This is a genomic window from Oribacterium sp. oral taxon 078 str. F0263 (assembly GCF_000469565.1).
In the GTDB taxonomy this organism is placed as follows: domain Bacteria; phylum Bacillota; class Clostridia; order Lachnospirales; family Lachnospiraceae; genus Oribacterium.
Genome location: NZ_KI273128.1, coordinates 40,553 through 61,814, shown reverse-complemented (window position 1 = coordinate 61,814; position 21,262 = coordinate 40,553). Strand labels below are relative to the sequence as shown.

18 protein-coding genes and 1 pseudogene are annotated in these 21,262 nt (G+C 57.5%); 17 read left to right on the top strand and 2 right to left on the bottom strand.

Annotated elements, in window-relative coordinates; all coding sequences use genetic code 11:
- Window positions 1-164: 164 nt before the first annotated feature.
- The 13 genes and pseudogenes from ppk1 to HMPREF1986_RS10005 all read left to right on the top strand — a co-directional run.
- Window positions 165-2,450: pseudogene (ppk1, locus tag HMPREF1986_RS10065) on the top strand (polyphosphate kinase 1); the annotation flags it as partial.
- A 2-nt stretch (window positions 2,451-2,452) separates the two neighbouring features.
- Window positions 2,453-3,325 carry a hypothetical protein gene (locus HMPREF1986_RS10060; protein WP_021774735.1) on the top strand — a complete coding sequence of 291 codons (873 nt, stop codon included), beginning with the start codon at window positions 2,453-2,455 and terminating at the stop codon, window positions 3,323-3,325.
- A gap of 60 nt (window positions 3,326-3,385) precedes the next feature.
- Window positions 3,386-4,483 (top strand): SPL family radical SAM protein, encoded by a 1,098-nt coding sequence (locus HMPREF1986_RS10055; protein WP_021774734.1) that lies wholly within the window; start codon window positions 3,386-3,388, stop codon window positions 4,481-4,483.
- A gap of 88 nt (window positions 4,484-4,571) precedes the next feature.
- Entirely contained in the window at window positions 4,572-5,273 is a 702-nt protein-coding gene (locus tag HMPREF1986_RS10050) for a CAP domain-containing protein (RefSeq protein ID WP_021774733.1), read from the top strand.
- Between the two features lie 157 nt (window positions 5,274-5,430).
- Window positions 5,431-7,221, top strand: coding sequence for a hypothetical protein (locus HMPREF1986_RS10045; protein ID WP_021774732.1), 1,791 nt, complete (start codon window positions 5,431-5,433; stop codon window positions 7,219-7,221).
- Between the two features lie 14 nt (window positions 7,222-7,235).
- Entirely contained in the window at window positions 7,236-8,138 is a 903-nt protein-coding gene (locus tag HMPREF1986_RS10040; RefSeq protein WP_196806129.1) for a YARHG domain-containing protein, read from the top strand.
- Window positions 8,139-8,266: 128 nt separating this feature from the next.
- Window positions 8,267-9,511, top strand: a complete 1,245-nt coding sequence (locus HMPREF1986_RS10035) for an N-acetylmuramoyl-L-alanine amidase (protein ID WP_021774730.1) — start codon at window positions 8,267-8,269, stop codon at window positions 9,509-9,511.
- Between the two features lie 155 nt (window positions 9,512-9,666).
- Window positions 9,667-10,209, top strand: a complete 543-nt coding sequence (locus HMPREF1986_RS10030; protein WP_021774729.1) for a glutathione peroxidase — start codon at window positions 9,667-9,669, stop codon at window positions 10,207-10,209.
- A gap of 237 nt (window positions 10,210-10,446) precedes the next feature.
- The gene (locus tag HMPREF1986_RS10025) at window positions 10,447-10,767 is read left to right on the top strand and encodes an ArsR/SmtB family transcription factor (protein ID WP_155812779.1); all 321 of its coding nucleotides are present in this window, start codon (window positions 10,447-10,449) and stop codon (window positions 10,765-10,767) included.
- A gap of 10 nt (window positions 10,768-10,777) precedes the next feature.
- On the top strand, window positions 10,778-10,993 hold the full coding sequence (locus tag HMPREF1986_RS10020) for a heavy-metal-associated domain-containing protein (RefSeq protein ID WP_036600232.1): 216 nt from the start codon (window positions 10,778-10,780) through the stop codon (window positions 10,991-10,993).
- Window positions 10,994-11,034: 41 nt separating this feature from the next.
- Entirely contained in the window at window positions 11,035-12,999 is a 1,965-nt protein-coding gene (locus tag HMPREF1986_RS10015) for a heavy metal translocating P-type ATPase (protein WP_021774727.1), read from the top strand.
- Between the two features lie 129 nt (window positions 13,000-13,128).
- Window positions 13,129-13,419, top strand: coding sequence for a DUF6110 family protein (locus HMPREF1986_RS10010; RefSeq protein WP_009215852.1), 291 nt, complete (start codon window positions 13,129-13,131; stop codon window positions 13,417-13,419).
- A gap of 137 nt (window positions 13,420-13,556) precedes the next feature.
- Complete coding sequence (locus tag HMPREF1986_RS10005; protein WP_036600229.1) at window positions 13,557-15,695, top strand: heavy metal translocating P-type ATPase; 2,139 nt, start codon at window positions 13,557-13,559, stop codon at window positions 15,693-15,695.
- A 337-nt stretch (window positions 15,696-16,032) separates the two neighbouring features.
- Here HMPREF1986_RS10005 and HMPREF1986_RS10000 read toward each other — a convergent pair whose 3' ends face one another.
- A complete protein-coding gene (locus HMPREF1986_RS10000; protein WP_036600274.1) occupies window positions 16,033-16,428 on the bottom strand; it encodes a metal-dependent transcriptional regulator in 396 nt (131 codons plus the stop codon).
- Window positions 16,429-16,727: 299 nt separating this feature from the next.
- On the opposite strand from HMPREF1986_RS10000, the gene HMPREF1986_RS09995 reads away from it, so the two are divergent.
- From HMPREF1986_RS09995 to HMPREF1986_RS09980, 4 genes are read left to right on the top strand one after another with little or no spacing between them, the layout of a single operon-like run.
- Window positions 16,728-16,940: a FeoA family protein gene (locus tag HMPREF1986_RS09995; RefSeq protein ID WP_036600271.1), complete on the top strand. Its 213-nt coding sequence runs from the start codon at window positions 16,728-16,730 to the stop codon at window positions 16,938-16,940.
- 24 nt (window positions 16,941-16,964) lie between these two features.
- Window positions 16,965-17,189 carry a FeoA family protein gene (locus tag HMPREF1986_RS09990; RefSeq protein WP_036600228.1) on the top strand — a complete coding sequence of 75 codons (225 nt, stop codon included), beginning with the start codon at window positions 16,965-16,967 and terminating at the stop codon, window positions 17,187-17,189.
- Between the two features lie 12 nt (window positions 17,190-17,201).
- Entirely contained in the window at window positions 17,202-19,421 is a 2,220-nt protein-coding gene (feoB, locus tag HMPREF1986_RS09985; protein WP_009215847.1) for a ferrous iron transport protein B, read from the top strand.
- 51 nt (window positions 19,422-19,472) lie between these two features.
- Complete coding sequence (locus HMPREF1986_RS09980; RefSeq protein ID WP_021774722.1) at window positions 19,473-19,709, top strand: FeoB-associated Cys-rich membrane protein; 237 nt, start codon at window positions 19,473-19,475, stop codon at window positions 19,707-19,709.
- 207 nt (window positions 19,710-19,916) lie between these two features.
- On the opposite strand, the gene HMPREF1986_RS09975 is transcribed toward HMPREF1986_RS09980, so the two are convergent.
- Window positions 19,917-21,107 (bottom strand): ROK family transcriptional regulator, encoded by a 1,191-nt coding sequence (locus HMPREF1986_RS09975; RefSeq protein WP_021774721.1) that lies wholly within the window; start codon window positions 21,105-21,107, stop codon window positions 19,917-19,919.
- Between the last annotated feature and the right edge of the window lie 155 nt (window positions 21,108-21,262).

Below are 21,262 nucleotides of genomic sequence, written 5' to 3'. Positions count from 1 at the left end.
TTTCACAGCGCTTCTGACGCTGAAGGATATCCGGATTTCAGAAGGCGAGGCGGGCACGGCAATAAAGAAAAGCTCTGCCTTACGGCAGAAGAAGCGGCGGAAAACCGCGAAAAACAGGTCCACGGGGATATCAGAGGCCATGGAAAGGGCGGCGGAGATATCGCAGGGAGGAAGAGATGAAGAAGAAGGCAGCGGTCTATTTTCAGAACAGGGAACTGTCCTGGCTGCAATTTAATGAGAGAGTTCTGAACGAAGCGGGAAATCCGCGAGTTCCGCTTGCGGAGCGGCTGAGCTTTGCCTCGATCTACCAGACCAATCTGGATGAATTTTTCATGGTCCGGGTCGGCACCCTCATGGTGCAGATGCAGTCCGGGAAGAAGGTCCGGGACAATAAGACGAATTTAAGCTGCAAGGAGCAGGTGAGGAGGATCATCCGCCGGGTGAAGCATCTCGAGCGGAAAAAGCAGCTCATCTATGAACAGCTCATGGGGGAGCTCGAGCCGGAGGACATCCACATCATCAACTTTCAAAAGCTCTCCGACGAGGAACAGACGCGTCTTGAGAAGTATTTTGACCAGGCGATCCGCCCCTACCTCTCCCCGATGATCGTCGGGAAGCAGCAGCCCTTTCCCTTCCTTCAAAACCGGGAGCTCTACGCTGTGGTGCTCCTCAGCACGCGGAACGGGAGAAGGAGAATCGGCATCGTCCCCTGCTCCAATCCCGTATTCCGCCGTCTCATCGAGATCCCCGGACGGAAGGGCTATCATATGCTCTCCGAGGAGCTGATCCTCCACTTTGTCTCGAAGCTTTACCAGAATTATCAGCTGGAGGGGAAATCCATCCTCCGGGTGACGAGAAACGCGGATATCGATGCCAACGACGTCTATGACGAGGACATGGATTACCGCGGCATGATGGAGCAGCTTCTGAAGAAGCGGAGCCGTCTGAATCCGGTGCGGGTGGAGCTCACGAGGGATCTGAACCACAGCGCGAAGAAGAAAATTGCGCATTATCTCAGGATACCGGCGTCCCATATCATCCGCTCCGCGACGCCGCTCGACCTCTCCTATGTCTTCCAGCTCCAGAATGCGCTCCGGCAGAACCCATCGCTCTTTTACCAGAAGCTGAGCCCCCGCCCCTCCGCCTCGATCTCCCGCGCGGAGTCGGTGCTCTCTCAGGTTGCGCGGAAGGACATTCTGCTCTCCTATCCCTATGAGAGCATGAAGGGCTTTCTCAGCATGCTGCAGGACGCTTCCAGAGACGAGAATGTCGTTTCCATCCGGATCACGCTCTACCGCGTGGCGGATCACAGCCAGATCGTGGACGCTCTGTGCGAGGCGGCGGAGAACGGGAAGGAGGTCCTTGCTCTGGTGGAGCTCCGCGCCCGCTTTGACGAGGCGAACAATATCGAGATGTCCCGGAGGCTGGAGGAAGCGGGATGCCAGATTATCTACGGGCTTGGGAACTACAAGGTTCATTCGAAGCTCTGCCTCATCACGAGGAAGGAGGAGGCGGGCTTTAGCTTTATCACGCAGATCGGGACCGGGAATTACAATGAGAAGACCGCGGCGCTCTATACGGATCTTTGCCTTATGACCGCAGATCCCGAGATCGGAAGGAATGCCCTGGAGGTCTTCCGCTGCCTTTTGCAGGGGGAGACGGTCCGGGAGAGCGGGAAGCTGCTGGTCGCTCCGAACTGCCTGCAAAACCGGATCCTTTGCGATATGGACCGGGAGATCGCAAAAGCCGCGGAGGGAAGACCGGCCTATATCGGGATCAAGATCAATTCCCTCACAGACAAAGATATCATCGAAAAGCTGGTGGAGGCCTCAAAGGCCGGAGTCAGGATCGAGATGCTGATCCGAGGGATCTCCTGCCTCATCCCCGGGATATCGGGAGAGACGGAGAATATCCGCATCGTGAGCATCGTGGGGCGCTTCCTTGAGCACTCGAGGATCTATCGCTTCGGTCTCGGAGAGGAGGAGAAAATCTATCTCTCCTCCGCGGACTTTATGACAAGGAATACGCTTCGGAGAGTCGAGGTCGCCTCCCCGATTTACGATGAGGCACTGAAGGAGAGGATCCGCCACATCTTTGACACGGGGATGCAGGACGATGAGAAGGGAAAGGAGCTCCTCTCCGACGGAAAGTATCACGACCGGGAGCTTCATCCGCTCGGGGAGAGGCTGAATTCTCAGGAGCTCTTCTATCGGGAGGCCTATCTCGCGGCGGGGGAGACGGAGAATGCGGGCCGGGGCCGGGGAGCCCTCCGGGAGGCGGGAGGCGGAAAGGAGAGGGAGAGAAGCTCTCCCCTCCTGCTTCCCGAAAAGCGCCGCTTCGAAGAGCTTCTTCCGCTTCCGGCGACGCTTCCTCCGGGGAGGGAGAGCGGAGCGAAGTCAGGGGGAAAAACGGAACAGGACTCCGATTCTTCCTCCGGGAGGGGGGACTGACAGTGCTCTATCTTTTCGCAGCCTCCTATCCGGAGGCAGCTCCTCTGATCCGGAGGGGAGGATGGAGGAAACGGAGCGGGAGGAGTGCCTTCTTGCAGTTTCAGGACAGGGAGGGAAAGCTGCTTCTGAGCCTGAGCGGGAGCGGGCAGATCGCGGCGGCCTCCGCCGTCTCCTCCGTGCTCTCCTCGGAGGGAGTCTCCTGCGGGGACTTCTTGCTTTCCTTCGGGAGCGCGCGGCGCCTTGGCTCTTTTCGGGGAGAAGGGATGCGGGGGAGCTTGCGGAGCCCGGAGCGAGAAAGGGAGAGCGGTTTTTTCCTCCTGAATAAGCTTGTGAATCTGGACAGCGGGAGAAGCTTCTATCCGGATATGCTCTATGACCTTCCCTTTCCGGAGTGCACGGGATTTTCGGGAGAGAGGTTCTATGCGGGGGAAGAGAGCGGAATTTCGGAGGATGCGCTTTTTGACAGAGAATCCGCGGCGATCTATGAGGCGGGTTCCTACTACCTGTCGCCGGATCGGATGCTTTTTCTGAGACTTTTGCAGGAAGATGCGGGGGAGGAGCAGCGGAATGCGCTTTTTACGGAGCAGGAGCCGGTGCTCTCCTCCCTGATCGGACAGCTGCAGGGTCTTTCGGAGGAGCTTCGAAGCCGTGCAGCGCTCTTCTCCGAAGAGGAGGAGGCCGAGATCGGGAAGCTTTCTGCGGCGCTCCACTGCTCCCTCTCTATGGATGGGAGGCTTCGGCAGCTTCTTCTCTACCAAAAGCTTTCCGGGGAGGACTGGAGGGAATATTGGAACGCGCTCTATCGGCTGGGGGAGCTCCCGTGCCGGGATAAAAAGGAGGGGAAGCGCATTCTGGAGCGCGCCCTTTCGTTTTAAAGGCTGCGGTGGCTTTTCGCCGGGGATTTTTGCGCGGGATTTTCGGGAGGGCATGGAGCTTTGAGAGGATTTTCCCATATTTATATCGAGAAGGAGCTCATCGGGGATCCGGAGCTCGATCCGCTGCTCCGCCGTTTTCCGGACGCGAAGCTTGTGGAGATCTCCCATTATAAGGATGTATTTAATCGGAGGAGGCAGAACCGGGAGATGCAGCAGCGCTCTCAGAAGCTGATCCTCGCCAGGAAGAGGGGGAGGCTGATCTATCCCGGCGCACCGGTCTGCCAGAGCTTTGGGGAGGAAAACTTTTTCTACAGCTCTCTCGTGATGAACTGCATTTACGACTGCGAATACTGCTATCTGAAGGGGATGTATCTCTCGGGAAATCTAGTGCTCTTTTGGAATCTTCCGGAGCTTTTCTCCGAACTTCGAGAGCTTTTGCGAAAGGGAACGGTGTATCTTTGCGTCTCCTATGATACGGATCTCCTCGCGCTGGAGGGACTCTTTCACCTCCTTCTCCGCTTCACGGACTTTCTCAGGGAGGAGCCGGGGCTTCGGATCGAGGTCCGGACGAAGTCGGGAAATCGAAGCTTTTTCAAGGACTTCGCCGGGAGGCTTTCGAAGGAGGATAGGGAGCGGATGATTTTCGCCTTCACGCTCTCCCCGGAGAGGATCATCCGCTCCTTTGAAAAGCGGACGGGGAGTCTTCGCGCGAGGCTTGAGAGCGCAGAGGAAGCGCATGCCTATGGCTTTCCGATCCGTTTTTGCTTTGATCCCATGATCTACTGCCCGGGCTGGGAGCAGGCCTATCTGGAGCTTTTGCATCAGGTCTTTCGGACATTCTCCCCGGAGGAGATCCGGGATTTGAGCGTCGGGAGCTTCCGGATCTCCGGAGCCTATCTCCGGGAGCTTCGCCGCGCCCTCCCCCGCTCCGTGATCGCGCAGTTTCCCTACGAGAATGACGGCGGAGTCTGTCATTACGGGAGAGGACTCGGAGAGCGGATGGAGGACTTTTTGCTGAAAGAGCTCGGAAAGTGGATTCCGGAGGAGCGGATTTTCCGCTGGAATCCGGCCGGAAGCTCCGGAAAGGCCCCAGGAATTCCGAATTTGAAAGAAAATGGAAAAGAAGCAGAGATTGACTTTAGGGGAGCTTTTTCCTAGGATAGAAATGCCGGCGCGCGGAGAGCGCGGCGGATTTCCCGTCTGAAAGAAGCGGGAAGAGTATGACAGACTTTACAGGAGGAATGGAATGAAAATCAGAAAGCTGACAGCGGCGGCGGCAATTCTCGCTTTGCTCGCTTCGAATGCGGTTTATGCGGGCGGCTGGCAGAGCAGCAGAGGGGGCTGGTGGTATGATCTTGGAGGAGGGAATTATCCGGCGGGCGGCTGGCTCTGGATCGACGGAAACGGTGACAGGATCGAAGAGTGCTATTATTTTAAACCGGACGGCTGGCTTCTCACGGGGACGACGACTCCGGACGGCTTTACCGTGGACGGAAACGGCGCGTGGACGGTAAACGGCGTCGTACAGAGAAGAGCGGTCTCAGGAGGGTCGAACGGGAGCGCGCTCAGCGCGGCGAGCGAGCGGGCGGAGCTTCTCCGCCTGGTAAATCAGGAGAGGAGCAGGGCCGGACTGCAGCCGCTCTCCGACAATTCCGCACTTGACCGGGTCGCGGAGCAGAGGGCGCAGGAGCTGGGGACTCTCTTCAGCCACACAAGACCCAACGGACAGGAATGGTCTTCGCTCTACGCCCCGATGGGCATCACGGAGTACCATGCCGTGGGGGAGAATATTGCGAGCGGACAGAAAAGTGCGGAGTCGGTCATGGACAGCTGGATGCACAGCGAGGGGCACCGCCGGAATATCCTGGATCCGAAATACAGCTCCATCGGCATCGGCTACAGCGTACAGGGCGGGCAGAGTTACTGGGTTCAGAATTTCCTGGGCTAGGAAGAGACGAAGAAACGGATTCCATCCATAAAGAAAAGATCCATGCCGCATTCCGGAAGGCAGCAGGAATCCCCGATCCCCGGGACAGCGGAGCCGATCGAGGAATCAATTGAAGGAATGAGGGAAAGCGGGAGCGATCCGCGGCGGAGGGGAAAAGATGAGTTTTTTGAAAAAAAGCGGGGGGAAGCCCGAAGAAAAAGCTGATCCTGCGCCCTCCGAGAAGCGGGAACAGGGCGGAGAAGGGAAGCGGCAAAATGCTTTTCTCCGTCCTTTTTCGGGAAAAAAGCTTTTCCTTCCCCTCTTCGCGCTTTTCCTTCTTTTCGCCGCTCTCTTTTTCCTAAGCCGCCTCCTCTCCCCGGAAAAACGGGAGGAGGGAGCAGAGAGGGAGAGAAGAGGAATTTTATATATCGCAGATGGAAGGCTTTATTATTACAGCGGGGGAAAACCCGTGATTTTGACGGAGAAAGCACTTAATCATCGGACGATTACAGATTATAATGAGTATTATACACCGCTCTACAGAGCCGAATACACAGAGGATGGAAAGGCGATCCTCTTCTATGAGGAATTCGACGGAAAGGGCGGGAGGCTCTGTGTGAAGGGTCTTTCTCCTTCGGAAGGGAAGGAGGAGACGAGGCGCATCGCGGATTCCGTCAGCGACTTCGGGATACTGAAGGGAGAGAAGCTTTGGTATCGAAGCGGAAAGGAGCTCTTCTTCGGTTCATACCGGGGCGAGATGGAGAAGCTCTGCGAGGATGCGGCGGAGCAGTTTTTTTCCGAGGATGGGAGCGAGCTGATCTATGCCGATTCGGAGGGAAAGCTCTATCGCCTTTCCACAGAGAGCGGGGCGGAGAGAAGAAAGGTCGGAGAGAATTTCGCGGAGGCCCTGTCCTATAACGGAAGCCTGGACCGCTTTTTCTATGCGGACGGGAAGGGCGCCCTTTATTTCCTTGAGGGGGAGCGGACGGTGAAAATCGAGGTGGATGCGAAGGAGGCCCGCGGCCAAAGCGGCGGAGAGGGGATTCTCTTTCTTCGCTCCGGCGATTTCGACTACAGCCGTTTCTTTGATTTCAGCGGCCTCACGGAGGAGCAGGAGCGGAAGCTTCGGAGAGAAATGAAGGAGGGGGGCGGGGGAGAGAACGGCTTTGGAGATCTCTTCCGAAGCGATGGAAGAAAAGAGAGCCTTCTCGCATCCTCCGTCATATTGGACGAGGCAGAGCTCGAGAGCGGGACGGAAAAGACGGGAAAGGCGCTCCTTGCCATTCCGCTCAGCGAGATCAAGATGCAGAAGATCCGCCTTGCGGAGCTCCCCTCCTCGACTAACTGGGGGAAGGCATTAAATGACAGCTTTCAGGAGGACGCCTCTCTCACGATCAAGGCACAGCTCTACTACGACGGAAGGGCGCTCGGAAGCCTGGACTACCGCCCGAAGGCGGAGTACATTCTGGACCCGGACAATAAGCGTCTCTTTGAGATGAGCAGCGCGGAGGGAAAGACAAACCTCTCCCTCTTTCAGATCCGGGGCGGACATATCGGAGATGCGGAGCGAATCGAGAGAGGGGCATCGCAGATCCGGGGGGTCTTCCTCTCCGGAAAGGATTTCTACTACATCCGGGACCTGGATGAGAAGGGGATGGGGACGCTCTGCCGAAACGGAGAGCGGATCGCGGAGCATGTCGACAATATCGGGTTTTACAGGGGGAAAACCTATATCAACAGTGGGATTGAGAGGGAGGGCACACGGAGCAGCAGCACCTTTTCTGTCCTGGAGGGGGAGAGAATTCATGAGATTTCCGAGGAGGTCGTGGACTGGAATGTCTACGGAGCGGGGAGGATCGTACTCGGAAAGAATTATAAAAAGAAGAAGGACTGCTTTGATCTCTACGAGGTAGAGGAGAAGAGAGAGACATTGGTTCAGGAGAATGTCCAATCGGCACAGAGCAAGTGAACGGGGGGATGAGTATGAAATGTGAGAGATGCGGAGGCGAGATTTCGGAGAGAGCAAGCTTCTGTCCGCACTGCGGAGCGCCGCGTCCGAGGGGAGAGGGGAGTGCTTCCCCATCTGAGGGCAAGAGAACGGAGCAGGCGGGGAACGGAGACCGCCGGGCAGGGGGACAGGGAAGCGCCTTCTACCCGGCTCCAAAGCAGAGACCTCCGAAAAGGGGATTCAATGGCAAAGGGGCCCTGATCCTGGCTCTCGCCCTCTTGCTTTCGGCACTTCTTGGCGCGGGGAGTTTCTTTATGTTCCGTTATTTCACAGAGGACTCCCTTCTCTCTGAGGAAAGCTCTGAGAGAGGAAAGGGGGAAGGAAAGAAGGACAGAGAAGGGGATCGGGAAAGAGACAAAAGAAGGAAGCGGAAAACAGAGCGGGACGAAGAAGAGGAAGACAGCAGCGGCGGGAAGGAGAGAAAGAGCGGGGAAAAGAAGCGGAAAGCGGAGCGGAAGACATCTGAGGGAAAGAAGGGCTGGGAGCGGATGCTTCCGACCGCGGAGTCTTCCGGAGGAGAGGGAGAATCTCCGAAGCCGGAGAATGAGTCCGATTCGGAGTCGGCTTCTCCCGCCTTGACGGAATCGGAGCCGCCTTCGGACAGCGGAGGCTTTATCCTCCCGGACAGCGACAGCCGCTATTACAGCGCGGAGGAGATTTCGGGGCTCACGAAGGAAGAGCTTCGGATCGCGAGGAACGAGATCTATGCCAGGAGAGGGCGGATCTTCAGCGACAGCGGACTTCGGACTTATTTTGAAGGGAAGGACTGGTATCACGGCAGCATCGAAGCGGGCCGATTCAGTGATGATCAGCTGAATGACTTTGAGAAGAAAAACCGGGACCTCATCAAGGCGCGGGAGGAGCAGCTCGGAGGCTGAGAGATGGGAGAGAGCCGGTCCTCAAAGTAAGTAAGGAAAGAAAAACGGCTCTTTTCCGGATTCTGCGGGAAGGAGCAGGGAGAGGAAGATTGACAGACGGCGGCTGACCGGGGAGGAGAGAAGGGAAGATGAAGAGAAAGAAATGGATGTTGCTCCTGCTTTTTGCGCTGTCGCTTTCGGCGTGCCGGGGCCAGGAGAGGGCGGAGCTCAGCTCGGACGCCGCTTCGGCGGAGAGCGCGGCTTCTGAAAGCGCGGGGGGGAGTGTCGGATCGGAGGAGACGGAGAGCGGCGTCCTCTCAAACGGCGCGAAGCTGATTACGGTCGGAGAGACTCAGCCCGCCGCGGAGACGCTCTCTTCGAAGATTGAGTTTCAGAATGTGGATGAAACCGTCTATGTCACGGGGAGCAATATCAATATCCGAAAGAGTCCGGGAAAGGGGGGCGCACTGCAGGGGACTGCACAAAAGGGGCAGAGCTTCCGGCGGACCGGCTACAGCAAGGAATGGAGCCGCATCCTCGTAGATGGAAAGGAGAGCTATATCGCAAGCCGTTACCTTAGCGCAAAGCAGTCGGAGAGCTCCGCTTCCGCGGCCGATGCGGCCGGAAGCGCGGGACAGGCCGCGCAGAGCCTCTCCTTCGATCCGTCATGGCCTCTCGCCGCAAACTCCAAGATCCACAGCGGGAGCGCGCTTCTCTATAAGGCGGATGCCTCCGTATCCAATGGAAAGACGATCTGTGTCAACGCGGGTCACGGCACAAAGGGCGGCTCCGATGTGCGGACACTCTGCCATCCGGACGGGACGGCCAAGGTGACAGGAGGCTCGACCTCGGCGGGGTCCACCACTGCGACGGCGGTCTCCTATGGGACGACGCTGAAGGACGGCACGACGGAGGCCAAGGCGAATCTGACGGCCGCCCTTCTCCTCCGGGATAAGCTCCTCGCCGCGGGCTTTAATGTCCTTATGATTCGGGAGGGTGACGATATCCAGCTCGACAACATCGCCCGCACCTGCCTCGCAAACCAGTATGCGAATGTGCATATCGCGATCCACTATGATTCCACGGATTCCGACAAGGGCGCCTTCTTTATGAGCGTCCCGGAGGTGGGGACCTATCGGAGGATGGAACCGGTCGCCTCTCACTGGCAGGAGCACAATGCCCTGGGAAAGGCCGTCATCGGGGGAATCCGGCAGGCCGGGGGCAAGATCTTCGGAGCGGGCAATATGAATATGGACCTGACCCAGACCTCCTATTCCACGATCCCCTCCATTGATCTGGAGATCGGAGACCGCGCGTCGGACCATTCTCCGGCGGTGCAGGGAAAGCTCATGGACGGCGTGGTACTGGGGCTTAAGCAGTATTTCGGGCTCTAGCTCTCTCCCCTCTTTCTTCGAAAGCGCTTGACAGCGGAAAAATATTTGATAAAATAAAATTGCAAGCAATCAAATAATCTGACTGACGGGGCCTCTCCCCTCCGCATCCGGACAGAGAGAGGCCGGGACAGTTTCCGAAGGAAAGCGAGGATAAGATGGGATTTTATGACTATACGATCAGGAATGCGAAGAATGAGGAGCTTCCGCTCAGGAATTACGAGGGAAAGGTCGTCATGGTCGTGAATACGGCGACCGGCTGCGGCTTTACGCCGCAGTATAAGGATATCGAGGCGCTCTATGAGAAATATCACGATAAGGGACTCGAGATCATCGACATTCCGTGCAATCAGTTCTACGGCCAGGCGCCCGGAACGGATGAGGAGATTCACGAGTTTTGCACGCTTCACTTCAACACGCAGTTTCCGCAGATGAAGAAGTCCGATGTCAACGGGAAAGATGCACTTCCGCTCTATGGCTATCTGAAGTCGCAGCAGGGCTTCCGGGGCTTTCAGGATGGTCCCATCACGGATAAGCTGAAGGAGATTCTCTCGGGGATCGACAAGGACTATGAGCATAATCCGGAGATCAAGTGGAATTTCACGAAGTTTATCGTGGACAGGAAGGGAAATGTCGTCGCCCGCTTCGAGCCGACCGCGGATATGAAGGAAGTTGAGAGCTGCATCGCGTCCCTGCTGTAGGGCGGGCGAGGACCGGGGAAAGAGAAAACAGAAAGAGAGAAGACTGCGAAGGGGCGGAGAGAGCATAAAAAATGCTTTCTCCGCCTTTTCTGCCCTTTGTCCGCCCGGCCCAGGACGCTCTCGCTCCGATTCGGCTTGACTTTTCTAAAACATATGATAATATAATCATATGTTGATACGATGATCAAGGAGGACTCCGATGAGGAGAGGCCGGTACAGTGGGGAGGAGAGATGCTGATGAGAAGCGGAAGAAGTATTGAGCATATTATCCGAGACATTCCGGAGGAGGAGCTCTCTGATCTTGCGGAGCTTTTCAAGGTCTTCGGGGATTCCACGAGAGTCCGGATTCTCTATGATCTTATCAACGGAGAGAAAAATGTGACGGAGATCTGCGAGGACCTTGAGATGAACCAGTCCGCGGTCTCCCACCAGCTGAAGATCCTTAGGGTTTCGAAGCTCATCAATGCGAGGCGAAGCGGGAAGGCCATGATCTATTCCCTTGCGGATGAGCATGTGAAGACCATCATCGCCATGGGAATTGAGCACATTGAGGAATGAGGAGGGAGAGATGAGAAAGAAATTTCGCTGTGAGATCGACTGCGCAAACTGCGCAAGGAAAGTCGAGGATGCGATCCGGAAGCTGGATGGAGTGAAGGATGTGAAGGTCAATTTCCTGATGCAGAAGTTCACTTTGGAGACGGAGGATGAGCGCTTTGAGGAGCTTCTCGGGAAGGCCATCGAGACCGGAAGAAGGATCGAAGCGGGCTTTTCGGTGCTTTTATAAAATCAGGCAGAAGATCGGAACAGGGCGGAGGTAAGGATCGGATGGATGAGAAGCTGAAGAAGAGGGGGAGGAGGATCTTGTTCTCCCTCGCGGTATTTTTCATTATGCTGCTGCTGGATAAAGGCGGGGCGCTTCCCGCGGTCTTTGAGAATCGCTTTCTGAGCTTTCTTTGCTTCCTGATCCCCTATCTTTTCTGCGGATTTTCTGTCCTGCGGGACGCGGTATCCGGCATCAGAAACCGCCGCCCTTTTGATGAGTGCTTTCTGATGACGCTCGCGACGATCGGAGCCTTTCTCTCCGGAGAGAATGCCGAGGCAGTCGCCGTTATGCTCTTTTACCAGGTAGGGGAGTGGTTTCAGAGCTATGCGCTCGGGAGGACCCGGCGCTCAATCTCCGCGCTCATGGAGATCGCCCCGGAATCCGCCAATGTGGAGCGCCCCGACGGAAGCGTCGAGACCGTCGATCCCGAGGAGGTCTCGATCGGAGATATCCTTCTGATCCGGCCCGGGGAGAAAGTGCCGGTCGACGGCCTCGTGATATCCGGGGAGAGCCGGATCAATACGGCGGCGCTCACCGGGGAATCCGTGCCCCGCTCTGTCCGAAGCGGAGATCCCATTATTTCCGGCTGCATCAACGGGGAGGGATCGCTCCGCATCGAGGCGGTGAAGGTCTTTGAGGATTCGACGGTCTCCCGCATTCTCTCTCTCGTGGAGGAGGCCTCGGAGAAGAAGTCCCGGACAGAGAATTTCATCACGAGATTTGCGAGAGTCTATACGCCGATCGTCGTCTGCCTCGCACTTATGCTCGCTGTCCTCCCTCCGCTTTTCCTCCTTCTTGCCGTAAGGCTGGGGCTTACGGAACCGACGGTCTTTGCCCTGCACCCGCCGCTTTCCTTCCTCTATCGGGCCTGTACCTTCCTTGTCGTATCCTGTCCCTGTGCGCTTGTGATCTCCGTGCCCCTCGCCTTCTTCGGCGGGATCGGCGCTGCCTCCTCTTCCGGCGTCCTCGTCAAGGGATCGAACTATCTGGAGCTTCTCGCGAAGCTGAAGGTCGTGGTCTCAGACAAGACGGGGACTCTCACCGAGGGGAATTTCGAGGTCGCGGAGCTGCTTCCCTCGCCCGGAACAGAGGAAAGAGAGCTCCTTTTTCAGGCGGCTCTCGCCGAGGGGCTCTCCACGCATCCGATCGCGAAGTCCATCCGGGAGGAGTACCGAAGGCTCTTCGGGGGACAGGATCCTTCGGAGGGCGGAATTTCGGAGACAGAGAATCTGTCCGGACTTGGGATACGAAGCCGGGTGAACGGGAGAGTCATCCTGCTCGGAAATGAGAAGCTGATGGAGAGCTGTGGGATTTCGTATCAAAGGGCGGAGGACCGGGCCGCTACGATCAGCTATGTCGCCCTGGACGGGCGCTGTCTCGGCGCGATCCTCATAAGGGACAGGCTGAAGAAGGGGGCGAAGGAGGCCGTTGCCGCGCTGAAGAAGGAGGGCGTCGAGCGCTTTGTCCTGCTCACCGGGGACAAAGAGAGCGTCGGGGAGGCCGTCGCGGGGGAGCTCGGGGCCGACAAGGTCTACGCGGAGCTTCTCCCGGAGGGAAAGGTCGAGAAGCTGGAGCTTTTGCTCTCGGAGGAGAGGGAAAAGGGCAGGAAGGGGGTGCTCGCCTTCATCGGGGACGGCATCAACGACGCTCCGGTACTCTCCCGTGCCGATGTCGGGATCGCCATGGGGGCCATGGGATCGGACGCTGCGATCGAGGCCGCGGATGTCGTCATCATGGATGATGATATCGGGAGGCTCCCGGATGTCATCCGGATCGCAAGGCGCGTCATTCGGATTGCCGTGCAGAATATCGCCTTCGCCCTGATCGTAAAGATCTGCATCCTGCTTCTCAGTGCCCTGGGCTTCGCCAATATGTGGGCCGCCGTCTTCTCGGATGTCGGGGTCGCGGTCATCTGCATCCTGAACTCCATGCGCCTCCTCGGAAGGAGAGAGCGGGGAAAAGATTAGAAGCTTCTATCGGACTGTTAGTATTGACTTTGCGGGCTGACAGCGTTTACAATGACCTACGTTGAGGATAGGAAAGAGACTACTGCGGAGAAAACGCAGAGGATAGGATAGTAATAAGGGAGGCAAAATATGTTTTTCTGTGATTGGAAAAAGCTTGGTCTGTTCGCGGGCGGCGTCCTCTTTGGAACCGCTGGGCTGAAGATTCTCTCCAGCGATGACGCAAAGAAGGTCTATACAGAGGCGACTGCCGCTGCTCTGAGGGCGCAGGACTGTGTCATGAAGGTCCATAGCTGCGTCCGGGAGAATGCCAGCGATATCCTGGAGGATGCAAAGCGCATCAATGAGAAGCGCGCAGAGGAAAAGGCCGCCGCCGTTATCGAGGATGAGAAGGCGATCGAGGACGATGCGAAGGAGGTCTGAGAGGACTTCAAGGGGACAGGGGGGCGGAGCATTTCGCCTCCCTCTTCCTTTGTCCCGAGAAATGCCCGATGAGTCCGCCCTCTGCCGCCTAGGCGGAAGAGGGCCTTCGAGAGAGAAAAGGAGAGAAAAGGAAGAGCATGAAATGTCAGATTTTACATGAATCCCCCGGGCGGCTCCGCGTCCATGTGATGCGCCCCCGCATGAGCCTCCGAGAAGCCGACATTTTGGAGTACTATCTCCGTAGACTTCAAGATGTCAGAGAGGTGAAGGTCTATGACAGGACCGGGGATGCCGTCATTTTGTACCGCGGAGAGCGGAGCGGAATCGTCCGCGCTCTGGCACGGTTTCGCTATGAGGGGAATGAGTCCCTCGTCCCGGAGCGCACGGGGCGGGCTTTAAATCGAGGCTATGAGGACAGGCTTGCCCGGGCTATTGCGGAGCGGGTCATCAATGTCCTCTTTTATCCTGCGCCCCTTAAGATCGCGCTCTCACTCATTAAGTCCGTCCCCTTCCTTCTCCGGGGCATAGGCTGCCTTCTCCGGGGAAAGATCGAGGTTCCGCTCCTGGATGCCGTCGCGATCACAAGCTCGATGCTCCGGGGGGATTTCGGCACCGCTTCCTCCGTCATGTTCCTGCTCTCGATCGGAGAGACGCTGGAGGAGTGGACGCACAAAAAATCCGTGGATGATCTGGCCCGCACCATGTCTTTAAATGTGGACAAGGTCTGGGTCGTCGTGAACGGGCAGGAGCTCCTCCTTCCGATCAATGAGGTGAAGACCGGCTCGGAAATCGTGGTCCGCACGGGAAATATGATCCCTCTCGACGGGAAGCTCTCCGCGGGGGAGGCGATGGTAAATCAGGCCTCCATGACAGGGGAGTCCATGCCGGTCCGGAAGACGGTCGGCGGCATGGTCTACGCGGGCACGGTCGTCGAAGAGGGGGAATGCCGGATCCTGGTGGAGCAGGAGGCCGGCTCCGGGCGCTATGACCGGATCGTCCGCATGATTGAGGAGTCCGAGAAGCTAAAGTCGGAGACGGAGGACAGAGCCTCCCATCTTGCGGATAAGCTCGTACCCTACAGCCTGGGAGGGGCGGTGCTCACCTATCTCCTCACCCGGAACCCGGTAAAGGCCCTCGCCTTTTTGATGGTGGACTTCTCCTGCGCCCTGAAGCTTTCCATGCCGGTCGCCGTCCTCTCCGCAATGCGGGAGGCCGGGAAATACCGGATCTCCATCAAGGGAGGGAAGTTCATGGAGGCCGTCTCCGACGCGAAGACCATCGTCTTCGATAAGACCGGGACTCTGACCCACGCCTCCCCCCAGGTGGTGGATATCATCACCTTCGGAGGAGAGGATCCGAACGAGATGCTCCGGATGGCGGCCTGCCTGGAGGAGCACTACCCGCACTCCATGGCGAACGCCGTCGTGAAGGAGGCAAAGAAGCGGAAGCTCCGCCACGAGGAGCGCCACTCAAAGGTGGAGTATGTGGTCGCGCACGGCATTTCCAGTATCTATGAAGGAAAGCGCGTCTTTATCGGAAGCTATCACTTCATCTTCGAGGATGAGCACTGCCTGATCCCGGAGGGGGATGAGGAGAAATTCCGGAATCTCCCGGAGCACTTCTCCCATCTTTATCTCGCGGTGGAGGGGAAGCTGGCCGCCGTCATCCTGATCTCCGATCCGCTCCGCGAGGAGGGTCCCGCGGTGATACGGGAGCTGAGGAAGCTCGGCATCGACAAGGTGGTGATGATGACCGGAGACAGCCGGCGGACCGCGGCGGCTGTCGCAAAGCTGGTCGGAGTCGACGAGTATTTTGCGGAGGTTCTTCCGGAGGAAAAGGCGGCCTTTATCCGGAGGGAGCACGAGGCCGGACGGAAGGTCATCATGACGGGAGACGGAATCAATGATTCACCGGCCCTCTCCGAGGCGGACGCGGGGGTCGCGATCAGCGCCGGGGCGGCCATCGCAAAGGAGGTCGCGGACATCACGATATCGGAGGGGGATCTCTATGAGCTCGTCGTTCTCCGGAAGCTGAGCATGCGCCTGATGGAGAGAATTCAGGAGAATTATCACTTCATCATCGGCTTCAACGCGCTCCTCATCGGACTTGGCGTAGCAAGCATCCTTCCGCCCGCAAGCTCCGCGCTCTTCCACAATGTCTCTACGATCGCGATCGGGATGAAGAGCATGACGAAGCTTCTCCCCGAGGAGGAGCTGGAGCGGGAGAAGAGAGAGGAGGAGAAGGGGAGACTGCTGAAAGCGGGAACCGCCGCCTGACTCCGGTATCGCTGACGGAGCTCCCCTTCCGAAGAGCCGCTTTGTCTGTTTGTGCATAGCCCGTCTTACGACGCGTTTGGGAAGATAAGTCCCGCGCGCTGTGGGACAGAAGGTATATCGGAAGGTCCTGCTGACATTTTCGTGAAGGAAGCTTCTGTCAGCAGGACCTTTCAGCGAAATGAAAGAGCTCCTCCATCCGCCCGCTTTCGGGCAGATGGAGGAGCTTCTTCATTTGCAGCTTTTGGCTTTAGCCTGCTGAGCAGGAGCTTCGTTTGCAAAGCAAGGGAAGCATTGCGAAGCAAAAAACCACCCGCTATGCGGGTAGGGACAAATTTTCTCAGACCTTCGGCTCCACCTTGCAGTGGGCGTGATAGTATTCCTTGATCTTTGAGAAGGATTCCGGGCTCAGCACGTGTTCGATCCGGCAGGCGTCCTGGGAGGCCGTGTAGGCATTGACCCCGAGCGCCACCAGAACATCGGTCAGAACGAGATGCTTCTCATAGGTAGACTGCGCGATCTTAAGGCCCGTCTCGGTCAGGCTCAGGAAGCCTCTCTCATCGACCTCCACCTTTCCCTCCTCCCGGAGGCGCTTCAGGGCGACGCTCACGCTGGGCTTCGAAAAGCCCAGCATATTCGCGATATCGATCGCCCTCACATTTCGATGATCGATGGAGAGCATCAGGATGCTCTCCAGATAATTTTCCTCCGACTCATGTGTTTCGTATGCTTTCATTTCCCATCCTCTTTTTCTCTCCGCTGTCCTTTTCCCCGCTTTTCTCTTTTGTCTCCGCCGCCTCATCCTTTTCTTTCCGCTTCGACGAAACTCCGGGCCGCGCGCAGGATCCATGCTCACAATAAATACCGGGGCGGCAGATCTTGTCCTCTCCGGGGATTAAAGATAGTTTACTATTTTTTTGGAGAAATGCAATTAAATCATTGACTTTTAGGTTAGACGATGCTAATTTATTCTGGCAGTTAGGCAAGGCTACAATTATGCTGGCCGAATTGACGGCTGGCGGTAAGGAGGCGGAGATGGTGCCATTGACATTGGCAGGGACAGGGACGGCCCAGACGATCCAGAAGATCGGCGGAAGCAGCGAGGTGAGACAGCATCTGAGCGATCTGGGCTTCGTGGTCGGCGGGGAGGTGACTGTCATTTCCACCTCGGCGGGCAATGTGATCGTCAAGGTAAAGGAAGCGCGTGTTGCGATCAGCAAGGAAATGGCGAACCGCATTATGGTTTAGGAGTGGTGAGTGAAGGAGGGGAATATGACATTGAGGGAGATGCGCCCGGGGCAGACGGCGGTAGTGACGAAGCTCACGGGAGAGGGCGCCGTGAAGAGAAGGATCATGGATATGGGGATCACGAAGGGGGCGGAGCTCTACGTCCGGAAGGTCGCGCCGCTCGGCGACCCCGTGGAGATCACGGTCAGAGGCTATGAGCTCTCTGTCCGGAAGAGCGACGCGGAGATGGTACAGATAGAGTTGAAGTAAGGAGGCATAGTTATGGCAATCACGATCGCGCTGGCGGGGAATCCCAACGCCGGCAAGACGACACTTTTCAATCAGCTGACCGGATCCAATCAATACGTCGGAAACTGGCCGGGCGTCACCGTGGAGAAGAAGGAGGGGAAGCTCAAGGGGCACAGTGACGTGACCATCGCGGATCTCCCCGGCATCTATTCCCTCTCTCCCTATACACTGGAGGAGGTGGTGGCGAGAAACTACCTCATCAACACAAGGCCGGATGCGATCCTGAATATCGTTGACGGAACCAATCTCGAGAGAAATCTCTATCTTTCCACGCAGCTGAAGGAGCTCGGGATCCCCGTCGTCATGGCGATCAATATGATGGATGTCGTCGAAAAGAGCGGCGATGTCATCAACCTGAAGGAGCTCGAGAAGGCGATGGGCTGCAAGGTCGTGAGCATCTCCGCGCTCCGCGGAAAGGGCGTGAAGGAGGCGGCGGAGCTCGCTGTCCGGGTGGCGAAGAGCGGTGAGGGCACCGAGGTCGTGCACAAATTCAAGCCCGATGTCGCGGAGGCGATCCAGGAGATCGAGGACAAGATCAGCTCCTCCGTTCCGGAGAAGCAGCAGCGCTTCTTCGCGGTGAAGCTCTTTGAACGGGATGACAAGATCCGAAACGAGATGAAGGAGCCCGGAAAGAGCGTCAATATCGAGTCCCTGATCGCGGAGGTCGAGAAGAAGGAGGACGATGATGCGGAGTCCATCATCACGAATGAGCGCTACAGCTACATTCAGAGCATCATCTCCGCCGCCTATAAAAAGAAGAAAAGGAACGGACTGAGCACCTCCGACAAGATCGATGAGATCGTCACGAACCGTTTCCTCGCGATTCCGATCTTTGCGCTCATCATGTTCGTCGTCTACTATGTCTCCATCCAGACCGTCGGTACGGCGATGACGGACTGGGTGAACGATGTGCTCTTCGGCTCGGATCCCTGGAGCTTCTTCGGCCTCATAGATCTTCCCTCCATCCCGGGGCTTGTCTCTGCGGGACTGGAGGCACTCGGAACGGGAGAGGTCCTCTCGGGTCTGGTATTGGATGGTATCGTCGCAGGTCTTGGCGCCGTCATCGGCTTCCTGCCGCAGATGATCACCTTCTTCCTCTTCCTCGCCTTTTTGGAGGGCTGCGGCTATATGGCCCGCATCGCCTTCATCATGGACAGGATCTTTCGGAAGTTCGGTCTCTCCGGGAAGTCCTTCATCCCGATGCTGATCGGCTCCGGCTGCGGTGTCCCGGGCGTCATGGCCTCCCGCACGGTGGAGAATGAGAGAGACCGGAGGATGACGATCATGACGACGACCTTCATCCCCTGCTCCGCGAAGCTCCCGATCATCGGCATCATAGCGGGAGCGATCTTCAACAATTCCGCCTGGATCGGCTGGTCGGCCTACTTCCTCGGGATTGCCGCGATCGTCTTTTCCGGAATCGTCTTAAAGAAGACGAAGATGTTCGCCGGGGAGCCGGCCCCCTTTGTCATGGAGCTCCCCGCCTATCATCTTCCCAGAGTGATCGACGTCTTAAAGAGCGTCTGGGAGCGCGCCATGTCCTTCGTCAAGAAGGCGGGTACCGTCATCCTGCTCGCGACGATCCTCGTCTGGTTCCTCTCCCGCTTCAATTTCCAGCTTCAGCTTCTGGGAGAGGATGATATGGACAACAGTATCCTCGCTGTGATCGGAAACGGGATCGCCTGGCTCTTTGCTCCTCTTGGCTGGGGGAAGTGGAAGGCCGTCGTCGCGGCAGTCACCGGCCTCATCGCGAAGGAGAATATCGTCGGTACCTTCGGCACCCTCTTCCATTACAGCGGTGCGGAGGAGCTTGCGGAAAACGGAGACCAGATCTGGCAGCAGGTGCATGAGTACTTTGGAAACGGCATCGCGGGCTACAGCTTCCTTGCCTTTAACCTTCTCTGCGCTCCCTGCTTTGCGGCGATCGGAGCGATTCGGAGAGAGATGAACAACGGAAAGTGGACGCTCTTTGCCATCGCCTGGGAATGCAGTCTGGCCTATTGCGTATCCCTTGTCATCTACCAGATCGGCGGCCTGATCGCAGGAGTCGTGAGCTTTAATGTCTTCACGATCGTCGCGCTCGCACTGATCGGGCTCGGCATCTGGGGGCTCTTCCGGCCCTACAAGGAAGCGACAGCGCTCAGCGGCTCGGCGGAGACCGCGGTAGAGAGAGCGACCGCTGCCAGGGCCTAGGCGGAGGATGCAAAAAACTCCGGCCTCTGACCGGAGAGAAAGGAGCATTTCATGGGAAATTTCATTGTGGGAGCGATCATACTGCTCATTGTGCTTTATGTCATTCTGAGTCTTCGGCGGGAGCATAAGAAGTACGGCTCCTGTGCCTATTGCAGCTACGCCCATGCGGGGCACTGTGATCACGTCGGACACAAGGAGCTGGACGGGAAGGACCATGAAATTAAGCTCACAAAGGAGCAGCAGGCGATTATCGACAGGCACAGCAGGAAACGGCCGCTGAAGAGCTGAGTGCCGTGCTCTGTGGCTGCTCCTGGGGCCGGTCTTGGCCGGTCCCGGACTATCCTCAAAAGAGGGGAGAGGCGCGAAAGCGTCTCCCCCCTCCTTTTTTCTTATAAAATTATCATACATTCGGCGGGGCCGGGAGGCTCTTTTCCTCGAGAAATGCCTGCGCCCGGCGGCAGATTATATTACGAAAAGAGCTCTGCGGGCCCCTCCTCAGCGGTCCAGGAAGTTTCTCTGGATCACGCTGTAGGCCGCGCCGACCGCGCCGCGGTTTTTATGGAAGGGGACAAAGAGCAGGCGGACCCCTTTGTTCAGGCTGTAGAAATACTTTTTGGACTCCTCCAGAAGGATTCCCCGGTTCATCGCATTTTGCAGAATGCTCGCGTCCACGACCACGAGCTCGGGATTTAAGAGATTCACTACATTTGCGAGGGCGGCCCCGGCATATCTCAGAGTCTCCCGGAAGCAGCCACGGATGATTTCATCCCCCGCCTCCTCCATGGCGAGAAGGAGATCAATGGAGAGCTTTCCCTCCTGCTCGAGAACCTTTTGCAGCTCCGGCGCCCTTCCCTCCAGCAGGAGCTTTTGGCAGCGCTCGAAGAGTGCCCGCTCGCTCGCAAGCTCATCGACGGAGCGGCAGACACCGCTCTCATGGTCGACGGAGAGCAGGACTTTTCCGAGCGCTCCGGCGCCGCAGCTGGAGCCGGACAGACTCTCATTCTGTACGATCATCGGACAGGAGACATCTCTGGACAGAAAGAAGTAGGCGAAGGAGGCGATGCCCCTGTCCCGCATGATCATATCCTGCCCGATGGCGCGGAGCCGGACGTGGTTATCGATATGGACCGGCTCGCGGAAGACCTTATAGAGCTCTCTCGCGAGGGCCCGCCCGCTCCAGCGGGCCTTCGGTGAGCGGAGAATCACGCCCTTTTCATTGTCGATAAAGCCGGGGAGGCCGACGCCGATTCCCAGGAAACGCTGCCTCTCCTCGGGGAGGAGGTATTGGATCATTTCCCTCAGCTCGCGGAACATGTGCTCATAGGAGGGATTTGCGGGACCCGCGGAGCGCTCCTTCAGGACTCTGCCCTTCATATCCATGAGAACACCCCGGGATTGATAGGCCCCGAGCTCAATGCCGACCGCAGTCCCCGCTTCCGCGCGAAAGGCGAGGGAAACGGGCTTTCTCCCATAGGAGCCGACGAGGGCCTCCCGGGATAGGGGGAGCTCCTCCAGGATCCCCTCCCTCAGAAGCTCATTGACGCTTGTCGTGATGGTGGCCTTGGTGAGGCAGAGCCTCTCCGCGATCTCTGTCCTTGTGATATTCCGGTTTCTGAAGATGGAATTTTTAATCAGAACACGGTTTTTTCGCCTGGTCTCCAGAAGACTGTTTCCCTTTTTTTCCATAACGCTTCCCCTCGCGCCGCCTTCCTTTGGGATTCTCCGTCTCCTCTCTCTTACGTCCCGTCTTCCGATGCACTGAGCTCTGTAAATCCTGCGGCGATTCCTGTTTAAAGATCCGGCAGCGCATCGCGTCCGCACAGAAGCTGTGAGAGCACGAG

Coding starts and splice junctions, on each gene's coding strand:
- HMPREF1986_RS10050 (WP_021774733.1), top strand. CDS start 4,572: ATGAAAATCAGAAAGCTGACAGCGGCGGCGGCAATTCTCGCTTTGCTC.
- HMPREF1986_RS10045 (WP_021774732.1), top strand. CDS start 5,431: ATGAGTTTTTTGAAAAAAAGCGGGGGGAAGCCCGAAGAAAAAGCTGAT.
- HMPREF1986_RS10040 (WP_196806129.1), top strand. CDS start 7,236: ATGAAATGTGAGAGATGCGGAGGCGAGATTTCGGAGAGAGCAAGCTTC.
- HMPREF1986_RS10035 (WP_021774730.1), top strand. CDS start 8,267: ATGAAGAGAAAGAAATGGATGTTGCTCCTGCTTTTTGCGCTGTCGCTT.
- HMPREF1986_RS10030 (WP_021774729.1), top strand. CDS start 9,667: ATGGGATTTTATGACTATACGATCAGGAATGCGAAGAATGAGGAGCTT.
- HMPREF1986_RS10025 (WP_155812779.1), top strand. CDS start 10,447: ATGAGAAGCGGAAGAAGTATTGAGCATATTATCCGAGACATTCCGGAG.
- HMPREF1986_RS10020 (WP_036600232.1), top strand. CDS start 10,778: ATGAGAAAGAAATTTCGCTGTGAGATCGACTGCGCAAACTGCGCAAGG.
- HMPREF1986_RS10015 (WP_021774727.1), top strand. CDS start 11,035: ATGGATGAGAAGCTGAAGAAGAGGGGGAGGAGGATCTTGTTCTCCCTC.
- HMPREF1986_RS10010 (WP_009215852.1), top strand. CDS start 13,129: ATGTTTTTCTGTGATTGGAAAAAGCTTGGTCTGTTCGCGGGCGGCGTC.
- HMPREF1986_RS10005 (WP_036600229.1), top strand. CDS start 13,557: ATGAAATGTCAGATTTTACATGAATCCCCCGGGCGGCTCCGCGTCCAT.
- HMPREF1986_RS10000 (WP_036600274.1), bottom strand. CDS start 16,428: ATGAAAGCATACGAAACACATGAGTCGGAGGAAAATTATCTGGAGAGC.
- HMPREF1986_RS09995 (WP_036600271.1), top strand. CDS start 16,728: ATGGTGCCATTGACATTGGCAGGGACAGGGACGGCCCAGACGATCCAG.
- HMPREF1986_RS09990 (WP_036600228.1), top strand. CDS start 16,965: ATGACATTGAGGGAGATGCGCCCGGGGCAGACGGCGGTAGTGACGAAG.
- feoB (WP_009215847.1), top strand. CDS start 17,202: ATGGCAATCACGATCGCGCTGGCGGGGAATCCCAACGCCGGCAAGACG.
- HMPREF1986_RS09980 (WP_021774722.1), top strand. CDS start 19,473: ATGGGAAATTTCATTGTGGGAGCGATCATACTGCTCATTGTGCTTTAT.
- HMPREF1986_RS09975 (WP_021774721.1), bottom strand. CDS start 21,107: ATGGAAAAAAAGGGAAACAGTCTTCTGGAGACCAGGCGAAAAAACCGT.